The 16,789-nt window shown below is 37.8% G+C and carries 14 protein-coding genes; all 14 read right to left on the reverse strand.

The features are described from left to right. Positions 1–24 precede the first annotated feature (24 nt). Complete coding sequence (locus tag Q360_RS0108620) at positions 25–1,686, reverse strand: SulP family inorganic anion transporter (protein WP_027076727.1); 1,662 nt, start codon at positions 1,684–1,686, stop codon at positions 25–27. A gap of 32 nt (positions 1,687–1,718) precedes the next feature. Then, positions 1,719–2,417 carry a carbonic anhydrase family protein gene (locus tag Q360_RS22840; protein ID WP_084273400.1) on the reverse strand — a complete coding sequence of 233 codons (699 nt, stop codon included), beginning with the start codon at positions 2,415–2,417 and terminating at the stop codon, positions 1,719–1,721. Between the two features lie 259 nt (positions 2,418–2,676). After that, a complete protein-coding gene (locus tag Q360_RS0108630; protein ID WP_027076728.1) occupies positions 2,677–3,072 on the reverse strand; it encodes a hypothetical protein in 396 nt (131 codons plus the stop codon). A 46-nt stretch (positions 3,073–3,118) separates the two neighbouring features. Next, a complete protein-coding gene (gene pheS, locus Q360_RS0108635) occupies positions 3,119–4,138 on the reverse strand; it encodes a phenylalanine--tRNA ligase subunit alpha (RefSeq protein WP_027076729.1) in 1,020 nt (339 codons plus the stop codon). 150 nt (positions 4,139–4,288) lie between these two features. Continuing rightward, positions 4,289–6,169, reverse strand: a complete 1,881-nt coding sequence (locus tag Q360_RS0108645) for a SulP family inorganic anion transporter (protein ID WP_027076730.1) — start codon at positions 6,167–6,169, stop codon at positions 4,289–4,291. A 189-nt stretch (positions 6,170–6,358) separates the two neighbouring features. Beyond that, positions 6,359–6,988, reverse strand: a complete 630-nt coding sequence (locus Q360_RS0108650; protein WP_027076731.1) for a carbonic anhydrase family protein — start codon at positions 6,986–6,988, stop codon at positions 6,359–6,361. Positions 6,989–7,672: 684 nt separating this feature from the next. Then, the gene (locus Q360_RS0108655) at positions 7,673–8,431 is read right to left on the reverse strand and encodes a tetratricopeptide repeat protein (RefSeq protein ID WP_027076732.1); all 759 of its coding nucleotides are present in this window, start codon (positions 8,429–8,431) and stop codon (positions 7,673–7,675) included. 4 nt (positions 8,432–8,435) lie between these two features. Next, entirely contained in the window at positions 8,436–10,214 is a 1,779-nt protein-coding gene (locus tag Q360_RS0108660) for a BatD family protein (protein ID WP_027076733.1), read from the reverse strand. 7 nt (positions 10,215–10,221) lie between these two features. Next, positions 10,222–11,070 (reverse strand): tetratricopeptide repeat protein, encoded by an 849-nt coding sequence (locus Q360_RS0108665; protein WP_027076734.1) that lies wholly within the window; start codon positions 11,068–11,070, stop codon positions 10,222–10,224. Between the two features lies 1 nt (position 11,071). Then, positions 11,072–12,118 (reverse strand): VWA domain-containing protein, encoded by a 1,047-nt coding sequence (locus tag Q360_RS0108670; RefSeq protein WP_027076735.1) that lies wholly within the window; start codon positions 12,116–12,118, stop codon positions 11,072–11,074. Between the two features lie 3 nt (positions 12,119–12,121). Next, positions 12,122–13,120 (reverse strand): vWA domain-containing protein, encoded by a 999-nt coding sequence (locus tag Q360_RS0108675; protein ID WP_027076736.1) that lies wholly within the window; start codon positions 13,118–13,120, stop codon positions 12,122–12,124. Further along, positions 13,121–14,809 (reverse strand): hypothetical protein, encoded by a 1,689-nt coding sequence (locus Q360_RS0108680; RefSeq protein WP_245603227.1) that lies wholly within the window; start codon positions 14,807–14,809, stop codon positions 13,121–13,123. It lies immediately after the preceding gene. Further along, complete coding sequence (locus Q360_RS0108685) at positions 14,806–15,669, reverse strand: DUF58 domain-containing protein (RefSeq protein ID WP_027076738.1); 864 nt, start codon at positions 15,667–15,669, stop codon at positions 14,806–14,808. The genes Q360_RS0108680 and Q360_RS0108685 overlap by 4 nt, the downstream gene beginning before the upstream one ends. Before the next feature lie 84 nt (positions 15,670–15,753). Next, positions 15,754–16,755, reverse strand: a complete 1,002-nt coding sequence (locus Q360_RS0108690) for an AAA family ATPase (RefSeq protein ID WP_027076739.1) — start codon at positions 16,753–16,755, stop codon at positions 15,754–15,756. Between the last annotated feature and the right edge of the window lie 34 nt (positions 16,756–16,789).

The following is a 16,789-nucleotide window of genomic DNA, read 5'->3' on the forward strand; positions in this document are numbered from 1 at the left end:
AATGAAACAATGATTTTTGGTTGTTTATTCAAAACCTTTTAAATGCGTTCGTACCCAATTAAAGCTATCCTCTATATGAAGAAAAACCTGAGTTTCTGGAACTAAATCTGGAATTATATCAATAGACGTTAACAAGTCTTTAGGTTGTTCTTGCAATCCCGTAATTACTACTTTGATGTTTTTTAAAGCTAAGTCTAGAATCGCGTTTTCTAATGCGTATACCCCTGACTGATCTATGTAAGGTACTCTGTCCATTCGAATCACAAGTATTTTAACACCTTCATCAATGTTTTTTACTTGATTTTGAAAGTGAGAAGTAAAACCAAAAAACAAAGGACCGTATAAATGTTTTATATAAATCTGGTCTTTAAACTTTTCAAAAAAGTCAAGCTCATCTTCCCATGGTTTTTCGCCATCAAACCCTGCTAAAGTACCTGCTTGCATACCTTCCTCGCCAATATCGCTGGCTCGCTTCATAAATAGGAGGGCGGCAAGGGTTACCCCAATACCCACTGCTTGAATCAAACTTCCAAAAGTAGTCCAAAGTAGTACTAAAATAAGAACAGCTGCATCTGCCCGAGGGACTACCTTTAAATGGCGAAGTCCTTTTAGGTCAATAATTTTAAACCCGATAGGTATCAAAATTCCAGCTAAAACAGCTAATGGAATAAAGGCTGCTAGAGAACTCAAACCTAATAAAATAGTTAATAAAAAAGCACCGTGTAAGGTTCCGGATAAGCGGGTTCTACCACCAGAGTTTATATTTACAACCGTCCCTTTTGTTGCACCCGCACCTGGGATGCCGCCAATTAAAGCTGCGACCATATTACCAATTCCTTGGCCTATCAATTCACGGTTACTATTGTGCTTGGTTTTGGTCATGTTATCAGCAATGACAGAGGTCAATAGGGAGTCAATAGACCCCAAAACTGCGAGTACCATACCATATTCTAAGACTAGAAAGTAAGCGCTAGGATCAATTGTGAATAAACCGTCTAATTGCAATGAAGGCAATCCTGAAGGAATCTCACCAATAATGGGAACATCCCATTGTATAAAATAGGCAAAAACAGAAACGGCAATCAATGCGACCAAGGGACTCGGTACTGCTTTGTTTATTTTTGGAAATAAATAATAAATAACTACCGTCATCCCTCCTAAAACCAACGCTTTCCAATTAACATCACTAAATAATCGTGGTAAGTCTGCCATTACTTTAAGGGTAGATTTAGCAGAATCTAAACCTACAAATGGACATATTTGAAGTATAATAATAATCAAACCAACCCCACTCATAAAACCTGAGATTACCGGGTATGGAAAGTACTTAATATACCCAGCAATATTTATCAACCCAAAAACAATCTGTAAGGCTCCACCAATAAAAAAACTAAGCAGTATGATACCCATGGCATCCTGTAAACTACCAGCCACTTCAATGGCATTGGCCACCAACGCTGCTGATACGACGGTCATTGGACCAGTAGGCCCACTAGCTTGTGTTGCTGTGCCACCAAAAATTGCCGCTAAAATACCCACGGCAATAGCTCCATACAGTCCTGCAATGGCTCCTAGTCCAGATTGAACACCAAAGGCCAAAGCTAATGGAAGTGCCACCACACCTGCAACAAGACCACCAGTAACGTCACCTTTAATATTATTGAAATCAAAAACATCTTTAAACATAATCAGGGTTTAGGGTTGGTAAAGGTTTGTTTTTAAAGAAAATCTACCGCTCCTGTATTCATATCATAGATGCCACCAATAATTTTTATTTCTCCTAAGCTCTCCATCTCTTTTAAAATTGGACTATTGGCTCTAATATCTATAAGTGTTTTCTTAACATTGCTTTCGCAAGCCATGTGTACAAATTCAGGGTTCTTAGAAGTCCTGTCCCCATCATACTTCAGAGACTTTACTGCAGGTCTTATCTTAGACAGCATAGCGGTTATATTTCCAATTTTTATATTGTCTACCGCCGCTTTTATAGCGCCGCAGTGTTCATGTCCTAAAACTAAAATCACTTTTGAACCCGACACCTTGCATCCAAATTCCATACTCCCTAAAATATCCTCGTTTACAAAATTACCAGCAACGCGAGCCACAAAAATATCACCAATACCCTTATCAAACACATCTTCTACCGGTACACGACTGTCTACACAAGATAGTATAACCGCTTTCGGAAACTGGCCATCTACGGTCTTCCGTATTTGTTTGGTATGGTCACGTGCGGTAAGTTCTCCTTCTACAAACCTTTGGTTACCTTCTTTTAAACTTTGAATTACAACGTCTGGAGTTAAGGCCGCTTGCTCGGCTGCGGTTAGTACTTTTTCTATTAAAGGAGTTATTTCTCTTGTCCGAATTTCCCCTGATTCTGACTCTACATGTATGGTTAATTTTTTGAATGGACTCATAGCTAATCTCTTAAAGGGTTATTACCCCATAAAAGTAATCGCTGAATCGTTAATTCTGAAATGTATTCCATAACAAAAGATTATGGAATACATTAATAGAACTAACAATGTGAATAAAAATTATTTAATTATAGTGCTGTAAAACAGTGATGTCTAACATAATTATAAAACAAATGGTTGGAGGGAAAAGAACGATAGTAATGGCCTGTACTTTTAGATATGCTACGCAAAAGGTTTAATAGAATATATGGGATAATGTCTATTTTGCTATAATACCATCCTTTTCAATAAGGGGTATGGTTTTTAAAGCGTCAGCGGTTACGCTACCACGACCAAAGAGAAATCGTTTTTCATATAGTTTGTTGCCAGCATAATATGTAACAAAAAACTCGTTATTAAGGGCAAGAACATCTTCTTGTACTCCCTCTATTTTTTTAAAAGATTTTGACGCAATAACGCCAAGAGCATGGCGGATGGTAGATGTTTTTCTTTCATCATCAAAGCCTTTGGAAACTGCCATTACCATCTCTATGGGAGAATCTGTATCGTTTAGCACATAAGCATTCCATTCTTTGCACAAAAACTCCTCGTTCCATTCGTGTATCAATGCCACATGTACATCTTTTGCAATGAATATTTCGATGTCCTTTTTCATAAAAAAAATGTGGATATTAAGCTATGCGGGAGGTTTGGCATAAACTTTACAATGCGCTTTTAAATTGTTCAAGGAATCTAATGTCGTTTTCGCTCAGTAAACGTATATCGGAAATTTGATGTAGTAGCAATGCAATACGATCTATTCCCATTCCAAAGGCAAACCCAGAATATTCATCTGAATCTATACCACAATTTTTAAGCACATTGGGATCTACCATACCGCAGCCCATAATTTCTAGCCAACCAGTGCCTTTTGTCATTTTATAGTCCGATTCTGTTTCAAGTCCCCAGTACACATCTACTTCTGCACTAGGCTCGGTAAATGGGAAGTAGGAGGGTCTTAGGCGAATCTTAGACTTGCCAAAAAGCTCAGTGGTAAAGTATTGTAAGGTTTGTTTTAAATCTGCAAAGGACACATCCTTATCAATGTATAATCCTTCTACTTGATGAAAAAAGCAGTGGGATCGTGCAGAAATGGCCTCGTTTCTGTATACTCTACCCGGAGATATTGTACGAATTGGAGGTTTGTTATTTTCCATGTAACGCACTTGAACGGATGAAGTATGTGTACGCAACAGAATGTCTGGATCAGTCTGTACGAAAAAAGTATCTTGCATGTCGCGAGCTGGGTGGTATTCCGGTAAATTCAAGGCAGTAAAATTATGCCAATCGTCCTCGATTTCCGGACCTTCTGAAACATTGAAACCTATGCGCGAAAAAATTTCAATAATTTGGTTTTTTACGATTGATATAGGATGTCTAGCTCCTAATTCAATTGGGTGCCCAGGTCTTGTAAGATCGCCATAGTTGCCCTTTTCTTCGGATGTGGTTTCCAAGGCATTCTTTAGTTCGTTGACCTTGTCTGTAGCGGTTTGTTTTAATTCATTTATGGTTTGGCCAAATTCTTTCTTTTGTGCGTTGGGCACATTTTTGAACTCAGCAAAAAAATCATTTAATAATCCTTTTTTACCTAGGTATTTAATGCGAAACGTTTCAATAGCCTCTTTCGTGTCCGCAGAGAACTTTTCGACTTCTGCAATATGCTCTTTTAATGTATTAATCATGGATTTATTTAATGGTACAAATTTAATACATTTTACGGAACCTTTATTTTGTTTGCTAACAACATTTGGTGCTCAAAACGCCTAGAATTTAATACGCCCCCATTCTTTTTAATACCTCAAAAGATGACAGTCTTATTTTTGATGTACTGTTTAAGCGTCTAAAAGTTCGATAGTGTCTTTCACATGGTCCTTAATCCAAGTGGTGCAGTTCTCGAAAGTGTCAAAAATATGAGCTTCAGGAATAAAATCGGGAATAATATCGATACGTTCCATCATATATCTCGGCTGTGGTAATAAGTCTACAAAAAGGACCGTAATATTATTTTTATTTAATTCTTGAAGCGCATCTTCCATCGCATAAAGTCCCGATTGGTCCATGTATTGCATTCGGCCTAAGCGTATTACAGCATAGGAGGCCGTTTTCGGAATTTGATCTGTCAAAGTCTGAAAATCACCCGTTGTTCCAAAGAACAATGGCCCCCTAATATGCTTGATAAATACTTCTTCTTTTAAGGCAGAAGGAAAGTTTGCTTCGTCTGCCCAAACTTTCTCGTCGGTTAACGATTTTACATCAGATCTTGAAGCCATCAAATCCCCCATTTTTTTCATAAACATTAATGAGGCAATTATAAGACCTATTCCCACCGCATATACAAGGTTCCAAAATGTAGAGAGCACCAATACTACAATCATAATAATGACTTCGGAGCTTAACCTTAAAGGTCCAATATTGATGTCTTTTGGCAGGTTAGGAATTGCCTTAAGTCCTTTATAGTCCATAACCGAAATACCCACTGTTATTAGAATACCTGCCAATACTGCAGCAGGAATTTGGGAGGCTATTGGCCCCAAGGCTAAGAGTATAACTAATAATAATACGCTTGCGAACATACCAGACAAACGTGTCTTGCCTCCTGAATTGATATTGACGACAGTGCGTATGGTAGCTCCAGCTCCAGGAAGACCTCCGAAAAGAGCAGCGATACTATTACCGATACCTTGACCAATTAGTTCTTTATTAGGCTTGTGTTTTGTCTTGGTCATATTATCTGCAACTACAGAGGTTAATAGCGAGTCTATAGCGCCAAGCAACGCTAGGGTCAACGCAGTAAAAATATATGGGGTTACCGTAGACAATTTAAATTCAGTAAAGATTTCAAAATTAGGCATAGGAAAACCCTGAGGTATTTCTTCAATGGAACGATAATCGAGCCCTAAGATGTACGCGGATCCGGAAACTAATAAAAGGGCGACCAACGTGCTTGGTACGGTTGTGGTAATGCGCTTGAAACCATAAATAATGAGAATGGTGATTAATGCCAAAGCCAATTCCAACCAGTTGATATTGCTTAGAGCTTTTGGCAACACTTTAAGGGCTCCTAAAACACCTGAGGCTTCTTTGGCTGCTAAGGTTCCAGCCTCTTCCATGATAGTGGTTTCCGTAATCTCTCCAGAACGAGCAATGGTCTGTTCAAAATTTTCAAGAACCAATATACCTTCGTTTGCCTCTTCTTTAAGTATGTTTTCCAGTATTAACTCCTCTGCCTGAGGTTTGAAGGGGGTTACCCATGACATATCTTCTTTGGGGTAATAGCCTAGAGCGGGGAGTATCTGAGTAACAAGAATGATTACACCTATTGCAGTCATAAAACCAGATACAACAGGGTAGGGAATAAACCTTATATATTTGCCAATACCAATCATTCCGAGTGCAATCTGCATTAGGCCTGCCAATAAAAACACCGTTAAAATGGCAGGTAGAGCCTTTTCTATACTACCATCAAAAGTGGCTATAATACCGGCAATTATAACCATGCTTACAGCTGTCATTGGAGCCGTAGGCCCTGAAATTTGTGTAGCAGTGCCACCAAAAAGCGCTGCGAAAAAACTGATGAAAATAGCGCCGTAAAGTCCAGCGGTAGGGCCAAGGCCTGAGCTTACACCAAAGGCAAGTGCCAAGGGCAACGCAACTATACCAGCAGTAATACCTCCTAGGAGATCTCCTTTAAAATTTGAAAATAAGTTTTTAATCATGGAATACAGTGTTATATGGTATTCGAGCCATGTCGTTTAACAGTTCGTTTTACCATTTGATGGTCTTCTTAATTATTTTTTATGTCCTAAGCATTCTCTTCAGCAGTGTGGTATATGTGTGAGTAGTGTTAAGCTTCTTCAAAGAAAAGAACACATGATTTTGTTTATGCAGGACTACTTAATTTTTTATTCATAAAAAGATACAGTCCCGGTAGAAAGATCATACATTGCTCCGATAATTTTTATTTCATCGTTCTGCTCCATATCAACCAAAATTCGACTACGTTCCCTAATATTTTCTATGGTTAGATGAACGTTTTCTTCGGAGACCCTGTCTACGAATTCAAGGTTTTTAGAGTTTCTAATCTGTTCATCCTTTGGTTCTTTAACCGCAGCAACAGCAGGTTCCAATTTGTTTATTAAAGCAGTAAGGTTACCCATTCGTGCATGATCGCAAGCACCTTTAATAGCACCACAACTGGTATGACCTAAAACAACGACTAATTTGGTTCCGGCAAGCTTGCATGCAAATTCCATACTACCCAAAATATCTACGTTAACAAAGTTACCTGCAATTCTTATACTAAAGATATCACCAAGTCCTTGGTCAAAAACTAATTCTGCTGAAACTCTTGAATCAATACAACTTAAAATAGTAGCAAAGGGGAATTGTCCTTCGCTCGTATCATTAACTTGTTCTAACAGGTTTCTATTCGCTTTTAAGTTATCTTGGAATCTTTGGTTTCCCTCCTTTAGGAATTGTAATGACTTTGCTGGGGTAATAGTTGATTGTGTTTCTTTTGTATGTGTTTTCATATTTATTTTCGTTAATCGAGTACATGACTAATCTTACTTTTATTTCTCGGCATTTATCCAGTATTGTGTTTTAAATAAATGTTGTTAAAGAAATCTTAATCTCTAGTCATTTGGCAATAGCTACTCTCCTTAAAAAATTATTATTCTATTAGCTAAGTACTATTTTTATTTTTTTACTACATAACGTGCCGATTGTATTGTTTTGAAACTGTGTTCAATACCGTGTCACCCTATACATAGGCCATAGCCATTTGTAAAATCAATATAAATTAATACTACCATGTTTGTAAGAGACCATAAAGTAGTATTAGTTAACCCTTAAAAAAACAATGCTATATAAATGATTTACGATACAGAAATATGTTAAAATTAGTTTTGCGAAGCGTAGTCTTATAAAAGCATCCATTTTATTTGGGTAGTGCAAGAATCACCTCTAAAGATTTGTCATGGTAACGTTCGATAGACATACTTTTGTTTCATTGTTATAAACAACAATAAGGTTACACGTAAAATAGGACACTTCAAGGTCTCTTTAACTTTCTTCCTTCGGCTAAAAGGCACGTAGGAGGAATAATACATGTAAACAAGATGAAAAAAAATATAACGACAGAAAGCTTCATAGTAACACGCTCATACTAAAGAAGTAAATATAAAAGTAATACTATTGGAATATGTTAAAATTAACTAAAAATCCTTTAACAATTTTAGATGCTCAGAAGCTACCCAACCAGTTTTCCCATCGGCTAGCCTTATTTTATTCCAGTCGTTTAGCTCTTCCAATACGTTGACTTTGGTACCTGCATGTAAAACAAAAACCTCACCACTTGTGGTATTAGGCTCTGCCTGAATACCAATTTCGTCCGTGAAGATAATTGCAGGTTGGTTCGCATTAGAATCACTTTGAGCCATATAGGCGAATGTAATGGTGATTAGTGAAATAAATAAGCAGGTAATACTTCCAATAAATGCCCACCTTTTTCTTGAAGAGTACTTAGAATAATAGAATAAAATATACAGTAATACAAACAGAATCATAAAAAAAACAGCCATATAGGCCCACTGGTCAAAGTGAAGTGCATTGGTTATTTTTTTGTAGAATCGGGACAAACCGGTTTTCGGTAGCGTGTCTATCGCGTCCAAGGTCATTTGCTGTGCATACCCCAAATTATTCAGTATTTCAGTATCATTAGGTGCTAATACCAGTGCTTTTTCATAGTAATAGATACTATTAGGAATATCGTTTAATTTGTAATAGGAATTGCCAAGATTATAATACAGTTCAGCCGAATGTGCACCACTATCCAAAATAGTTTTATAATGTTCAATGGCTATTTCATACACTCCATTGTTGTAAGAGGTAGTAGCTTGATCAAAAGCAGGCGTATTTTGAGCTGTACCAATAAAGGTTAAAAATAAAAGATATATGATGATGATGTTTTTCACGATTTTATACTTGCTTATCTATTAGCGATATTACTTCACTTGCTTTTTCGTAGTCTTGCTGCATCTGTACATTGGAAAATTGACTATATCTTGCCGCTTCGCAGTTTTTTAGTAATGCTATAAAGCCGTTTATTGTAGCTTCATCTACATTTTTTTGTAGTAGAAGTTCAGATATCTTGTCCTTACTGAACTCTGATGTTTCTATTTTTAATTTAGCTTTTAGATAATTATGCAGGGCCTTTTCCAAAGCTACATAAAAGGACTCCTTGTTACCCAATTCTTTTTTTGCTTTTGATAAGTAGCGTTTGGCCAACCGGTTTGCTTTTTTTGCTTTGTTTCCCATTACATCACTTGCAATTTCTTCTCGTTTTTTACGAAACAAGATTGCAACAGGAATGAATAGTAATGGTATCAATAACAGTGAATAAAATAGAGTAGACCTAAAGAAATACGCACTGCCAATGGGACTAAGATTCGCGTTTAGCTTTATAAAGTTAAACTGACGATTAGCTGCAATTACACTTTGCTTGTTTGTGCTAGACGAATTAAGGGTATTACTCGCAGCACTGTTAGGCCCTTCCAAAACGTTTATGATAATTTCACTAGATTTTAAAGTAGTATAGGTCTCTGTCTTCGGGTTAAAGAAACTAAAAGGTATGGATGGTAATGGATACTTACCTTTAAAGGAAGGCACAATAGTATAGCTGTTGTTTATTTTTCCCTGCATACCACCTAGTGTGGTGCGCACACCTTCTGTAAATTCTGGTTCGTATACCTCTAAGGAACTGGGAAGATTCAATTCAGGTAGTTTAAATAGTTTTAAGTTTCCTTTTCCCGTTACTTCAACTACTGCTTGCAAGGACTCCGAAGCGTTTAGACTTGGCTTGCTCGTGGTGACTGAAAAATTAAAATCGCCTACAGCACCCTTAAAATCCGCTGGCTGATTTTCTAACGGTAGTGCTTTTACATTAATGTTTCTATTACCGGCAGAAACTGTTTTGTTAGTTTGAGCATAAACTCTACCACCAAAAAAATCACGTTTATTCGTCGGAACGTCTACGGTAACATCCAACGAAAGCGGTTCTATTTCTAGCTTGCCAGATTTCTGAGGATACAAAACCACCCTCTTTAATATGACATAGCGATAGGGTTTTCCTTTAAAAGTTCCATTTTTGGCATTTAGGCTGGTAACTTTAATATCTTGGCTCCAAAAATTATTGTATTTCGGATTGTCTAAAGGTTGATAGTTGGATACGCTTATAGATGGGCTTACATATAGTTTATATACTACGGTAATCGCTTCGTTCATGTAGGGATTACTCTTAGAAACTTCAGCTACTAAATGAAGGTTTTCATCAGCTATATCGTCTGCAGTCATCTGGTCGCTAGGCTTATCTACGGCAGCGGTAACTTCAATTTCCTCAGGGAGCGATTTATAGATTTTTCCACCGATTATGATAGTTGCTTGGTTAATCCTTAGTTTTCCCTTGGCTGTTGGAGCCAAGGTATAGGAGTAGGATTTGGAATAACTGCGCACACCGTTTACCCATGAAGAGCTTATAGATTGAGATGGTCCCATGAGCACTTTAAAACCAGCAAAGTCGGGTGGATTAAAATTATCTCCGTCCTTATTCATGGTAAAATCTACTCTTAAGCGTTCGTTAAGCCCTAGCTTGGGCTTGCTCAACTTCATTTCAAACGTAACGCCAGCCATGTCCTGTGCTTTTAAGAGGAAGCCAAACAGAAATATGCTTACGAATACGATACTTTTTTTAAAATCCATTTTTATTCTACCAGTCCTTTTCTGTTTTTACTTTTGCTCCTTGCACTTTCTTTGCATCAATTTTTTCCTGTACTTTTTTTTCTGCATTTTGCATCGCCCTTAACAGGTTTTCTACTTGTTGTTTGGAGAGTTGGTTGGGTTTGGGCTGAGGTTGATCTTTTTGGTTATCTCCTTGTTCAGGTTTTTTATTTTGTTCTTTTTTATCATCGCCATCACCTTCATCTTCTTTCTTGTCGCCCTTATCGTCTTGATCTCCTTCATCCCCTTTATCGCCCTCGTCTTTCTTGTCTTGGTCTTTTTCGTCCTCATTGTCCCCCTCTTTATCCTGGTCTTTTTTATCCTCCTTATCCTGTTCGTCTTTGTTATCTTGATTTTTGTCTTTGTTTTCTTCGTCTTTTTTCAAGAGTTCTTTGGCTAGGGCTAAATTGTATCGGGTTTCCTCGTCGGTAGGGTCGTTTCGTAAGGCTTCTTTATAGGCTTCCACCGCTTTGGCATAGTCCTTACGCTTCATAAAAACATTACCCATATTATGGTAGGCATTGTGCTTTTCTGTTTTGGCTGTAGCGCTCACGCCGGCTTCTTTAAACCTACCAAAGGCTTCACTATAGGTTTCATTATTATAGTATGCGTTACCGAGGTTAAAAGGGGCTATCGCATTTTCTGGACTTTCGGAAATAGCTACCCTATAATCAGCTTCGGCAGCTATAAAATTATCTTCTGACAATTTTTTATTTCCTTCCCAGGTATAATTTTTTGAGTTTTTAAGACTTTTTTCTTTTGCCTTTAAGTCCTCTTCTTGTGCAAAGAGTGGTGTTGACACAATAAAAATCAGAATTAGGTATGTGATTTTTTTCATCTTAATCTATCTGTTTTTCGTTGAACAAATTCAATTTTTTTAACCATTTTGTTTTTCGGTCTAAAACAAAAATCTCTAGAAATAGCAGCAAAAAACCTGCTCCTAGAAACCATTGAAATTGATTTTTATATTCAGCAAATTGCTTGGCCTCAAATTCTTTCTTATCCATTTGAAGCAACTCTTCTTTTATGAATTCTACGGCCTCTTCTGTGTTGGAGCCATCAATATATTTCCCATTACCTTCATCCGATATGTCAACCAGTATTTCTTCGTTTAATTTGGTAATTACTACTTCGCCTTGAGAATCTTTCTTTAAACTTTCTAGAATACCGTTGCGTTTTAGGGGAATGGGAGCTCCTTTGGGTTTTCCAACACCTATAGTATAAATGCGAATACCTTCATCTACGGCATCTTCTACGGAGTTCAACGTAGTACCTTCAGAGTGATCTTCCCCATCAGAGATTATAAAAAGGACTCTGTTGGTCTGTTCATCATCATCGTAAAAGGTAGTTGCCAATTCTATGGCCTCGTTTATGGCGGTACCTTGCGAGCTCAACATATCTGTGTTCATACTCTGTAAAAACATTTTTGCCGCGCCATAATCTGTGGTAATAGGAAGTTGCGGAAAAGCTTGTCCTGCATAGGCAATAATACCGATGCGGTCGCTTGCCAATTGGTTAATGATTTCCGATACCAATCTCTTGGCCTTTTCTATTCTGTTGGGTGCAATGTCTTCTGCCAGCATACTTTTGGAAACATCTATTGCAAAAACAATATCTACACCTTCTCTTTTTACCGTTTCTAGCTTGGTACCGATTTTAGGATTCACAAGACCTATAATCAACCCACAAAGGCCTAAAAGAAAAAGAATCAATTTTAGGGTACCTTTGTAATAGGAGCGATTGGGCGTCAACCTTTTCAAAAGGAAGTCGTTCGCAAATTTCTGCTGTGTCTTTTTTTTCCAGACGAGCAAAATCAGAAACAGTACGATGACCACCGGTATGATGAGCAGCAAATAAAAATATATTTTCTCGTCTAACTGTATCATGATTTATACAAAACTTCTAAATACTGTGTTTCTTAGTAACCATTCAAGAAGTAACAAAATACCCGCAACCCATATCCAAGGTCTAAATTTTTCCTCATAGCGGTAGTACTTGAATTCTTCTATCTCGGTTTTTTCTAATTTATTTATTTCATCGTAAATTTCCTCTAAGGCCTCATTATTGGTGGCCCTAAAATATTTACCACCCGTCACTTTGGCTATGTCTTTTAGTAATTCCTCATCTATTTCTACTTGCCGCATACCGTATCTAAAAGAGCCGTCTGGATTGTATTGAATAGGCGTAAGGGCATTTCCGTTGGTGCCTAAACCTATCGTATATGTCTTTATGCCAAATTCAATTGCCAGGTCGGCAGCGGTTTGGGGCTCAATAAAGCCAGAATTATTGACACCGTCCGTTAAAAGAATAATAATTTTACTTTTAGCCTTGCTATCTTTTAATCTGTTTACTGAGGTTGCTAACCCCATGCCTATGGCAGTGCCGTCTTCTAATTGCCCATACGTAATATCCTTAAGGGAGTTAAGTACGATGGTCTTGTCCGTGGTTATGGGAGTTTTGGTGTACCCTTCACCGGCATAGGCCACTAATCCAATGCGATCGTTAGGTCTTTGTTTAATAAAATCGGCTGCTACTTTCTTTAATGCCGCCAAGCGATTAGGTTTTAGGTCACGGGCCAACATACTCGAAGAAACATCTATGGCCATAACAATATCTATTCCCTTCGTAGTTTTTGTTCTGGTAGAAATATCCTCGGTTTGTGGTCTTGCCATTGCTACGATAATGGCACCAAGCGCAAACAGGCGAAGTATAAAAAGAAGGGGTTTAAGTTTTGGCAAAAAACTAGTATAACTAAATCCTTTTAAACTTGAAATTCGAACAGATGCCGTTTCTTCCTTTTGTTTAAAGGAATACCATATAACAGCGAATGGCAATAATAGAAATAGCCAAAAGAAGTCTGGATTTGCGAATGTTATGTTCTCTAACATCTAAATTTCTGTTTTTACTTCAACAGTGGTTAATATTCTATCTACAATGTCTTGTGCGTAAGGGTCATCGTCTAGCCAGGTTAAAATAATATATTGCTGAAACCCTTTACCGCCAAATAACAAAACGGCATATTTTCCTTTGATTAATACCTTGGATTCTGGTACAGCAAATTTACCACTGCCATACACTTTTAGGCCTTTAACACCACTAATGGTAACGAAGTCTTCTTGTTTTGTTATAATGTTCTTGGCTCCTTGGACCTCGAAGTTTTTAATTATTTGTTCTATCGTCTGGGTAAAATCAGGTTCTGCTTCTTGGCTCAAGGTAACTGAGGTTGTAGCTACTGTGAAAAGCCCTACAGCACTTCTGTAGGCGAATGCTTGTATCTCACTAATGTTTGCCTTTGCCTCTGGTGGAAGTTTAATTTCTTGTCTTACAAGGACTTTAGGCGTTTCTACAATGATAGGAGGAAACCCGTATCGGCTAGACACCCAACTACCCTTTAGTAATTCCAAAGTGGGATTGCCTATTACAGAATCCTTAAGATAGGTAAAGCCATATTTGAAACCTGCTATGGCAACGCCAACAATCAATAATGCTGCTAAGGACGCTAACCCCAGGATGACTTTTTTCTTCTTTATTTTACGCTCCAATTCTTCTTGGTACTCCTCCAGTTGCATGAGTTCCTCCGCTGTAGGTTCGGGGATGGCCTTATGGGTTTTTTCTACAATTTGACCTACAGTTTTCCAATCTTGTTCGGCAACTGACATAGAAGGTTTCGATTTTGCGAATTTTACTAAATCTGCGGTCTGTAGAATATTCTTAAACTGATCAATAGTGTCTTTTTCTAACTCTAATTCTCCCGAATCGCTCAATAGTTCAAGTTTGTCTATCAACTGGCCTGTAGTGCTTTCCATGGCCGAAATCTGGGCGTCTTCTTCCAAATAGGAACGCACGATATCTGTAAGTTCGGAATAGTATTCTTTAAACTCGTCTTGAATGAGGTATTTGGAATTTTCCAAACGTTTTAATTCCAGCAGCGCACGATCGTATGGCAGCAATAGGGCTTCTTTTTCCTCTTCGCTCAATAGTTTTTTTCGGAGAACAAACCAATAAAAGAGTCCACCTAAAATAGCTAGAATTAGAATCCCTCCCAATAGGTACTTCCACCAATCGGGATTTGTTTTTTCAACCGCTATCAAGGGTTTAATATCATACATCTTCTGCGCTAAGGTATCCACAGGAATTGTTTCAACGTTTATTTGGAGCGAATCTGTAAAATAGCCGACTCCATTAATTTCTATACGTTGTTTTGGTAGTTTATAAGAACCGGAATCAAATTGTGTAAGCGCGTATATTTTTTGTAAGGTGAGACGGTCTTTTTTTCTTGTAGTATCTGTGGCATAGGCTTCTACCGTTTCTAGTGGTGAAAAGGTTTGGCCTTCTGGAAAGATGACTTGGTCAGTAGAATCTATTTCGACGGAGACCTGCCATTGTATTTGTTCGCCAATTCTAATATAGGTAGTATCAATTTGGGTTTTTATGGTTGGTTTGGACTGAGAAAATCCCTGAAATCCTATCAATAACAAAATGACAAGAATACAGCCTAGTAGTTTAGAAGCAGAATTGCGGTAGCGTTGCCCAAAAGGGCATGGGTAGGTTTTAGTATTGGTCTCTAGCATCATCATCTTCGTTTAAAATAGCCCAATAATTTTTTAACGTAACTCTCATCTACACGACAGTCCAAAACGCCACAACCTGATTTTTTGAATGTTTCTTTAAAATAATCAAGCCTTTCCCTGTGAAATTCTGCATAGGTATTGCGGACTTTTTTGGAGCCTGTATTTATTAATTGTAACGCACCTGTTTCTGCATCCATCATCTGTACCATACCCAAATTTGGAATATTTTCCTCTCGCTCATCGTACACTCGTATTCCTGTGACATCGTGTTTGTTGCCTGTAATTTTCAAGCTACGTTCGTAATCCGATGCTATGAAATCCGATAGCACAAAAACAATTGCTTTCTTCTTCATTACATTGGTCAAGAACTTTAAGGCTTGGGTAATATCTGTTTTATTGCTTTTTGGCTTAAACTCCAGTAACTCTCTAATGATTCGTAGTACATGGGTCTTCCCTTTTTTGGGTGGAATAAAAAGCTCTACTTGGTCCGAAAACAGAATAAGCCCTACTTTATCATTGTTCTGTAACGCGCTAAAGGCCAAGGTTGCGGAAATTTCGGTTACTATTTCGTTTTTAAATTGATTGGTAGTTCCAAATAGTTCAGAACCGCTTATATCCGCTACAAGCATCATGGTAAGCTCGCGCTCTTCCTCAAACACCTTAATATAAGGTTCATTATATCTAGCTGTAACATTCCAGTCTATACTCCGAACATCATCCCCAAATTGATATTGCCTAACCTCGCTAAAGGTCATACCCCTTCCCTTAAACGTAGAATGATATTCCCCACCAAAAATATGGTCGGAAAGACGTCTCGTCTTTATCTCTATTTTACGTACTTTTTTGAGTAATTCCTTAGTATCCATTTGGTTTTAGTAAACAGTTTAGAGGGAACAGTATTTAATAGCAGAAATAAAGTAGCTGCTAGTTCTATCTGTAATCTGCTGCTCCTAGGGTACTTCGATTTCGTTTACAATCTTGTTAATAATTTCTTCTGAGGTGATATTTTCTGCCTCCGCTTCGTAGGTAATGCCTACTCTGTGTCTAAGCACATCAAGCACTACGGCCCTAACATCCTCTGGCACCACATATCCTCTTCGTTTTATAAAAGCATAACATTTAGCAGCAATACCAAGGTTTATACTTCCCCTTGGTGATGCCCCAAAACTTATAAGTGGTTTTAGATTTTCTAGATTATATTTTTCTGGATACCTGGTTGCAAAGACAATATCCAATATATATTTTTCAATCTTCTCGTCCATGTACACTTCGCGAACCGCTTTTTGTGCACTTAGGATTTGTTTTACGGAGACTACTGGATTAACAGTTTCATATGCGCCAAGAAGATTTTGGCGCATGATCATTTGCTCCTCGTTCATCTTTGGGTAATCTATTACCGTTTTTAACATAAAACGGTCAACTTGGGCTTCCGGTAAGGGATAGGTGCCTTCCTGTTCTACCGGGTTTTGTGTAGCCATAACCAAGAAGGGCTTGTCAAGAATAAACGTAGTGTCCCCAATAGTGACTTGTTTCTCCTGCATCGCCTCTAAAAGAGCAGATTGCACCTTTGCTGGAGCACGGTTAATTTCATCGGCTAATACAAAGTTGGCAAAAATCGGTCCCTTCTTAATAGAGAAGTCATTCTCCTTCATGTTGTAAATCATGGTACCCACAACGTCCGCAGGTAAAAGATCTGGTGTAAACTGTATCCTGCTAAAACTTCCTTTTACAGCTTTAGAAAGCGTGTTGATTGCCAAGGTCTTTGCCAATCCCGGAACACCTTCTAACAAAATATGACCCTGCCCTAAAAGTCCAATAAGCAACCTTTCGATCATATGTTTTTGACCCACAATTACTTTATTCATTTCGGGAATTAGTAAATCTATGAAAGCGCTTTCCTGAGCTATTTTCTCATTTACAGCGCTAATGTCAACTGGTGTATTTTCTTCCATTTATTAAAATATATATTAAGTAATGATAGGCTAT

This window comes from Maribacter antarcticus DSM 21422 (assembly GCF_000621125.1).
Classification (GTDB): domain Bacteria; phylum Bacteroidota; class Bacteroidia; order Flavobacteriales; family Flavobacteriaceae; genus Maribacter; species Maribacter antarcticus.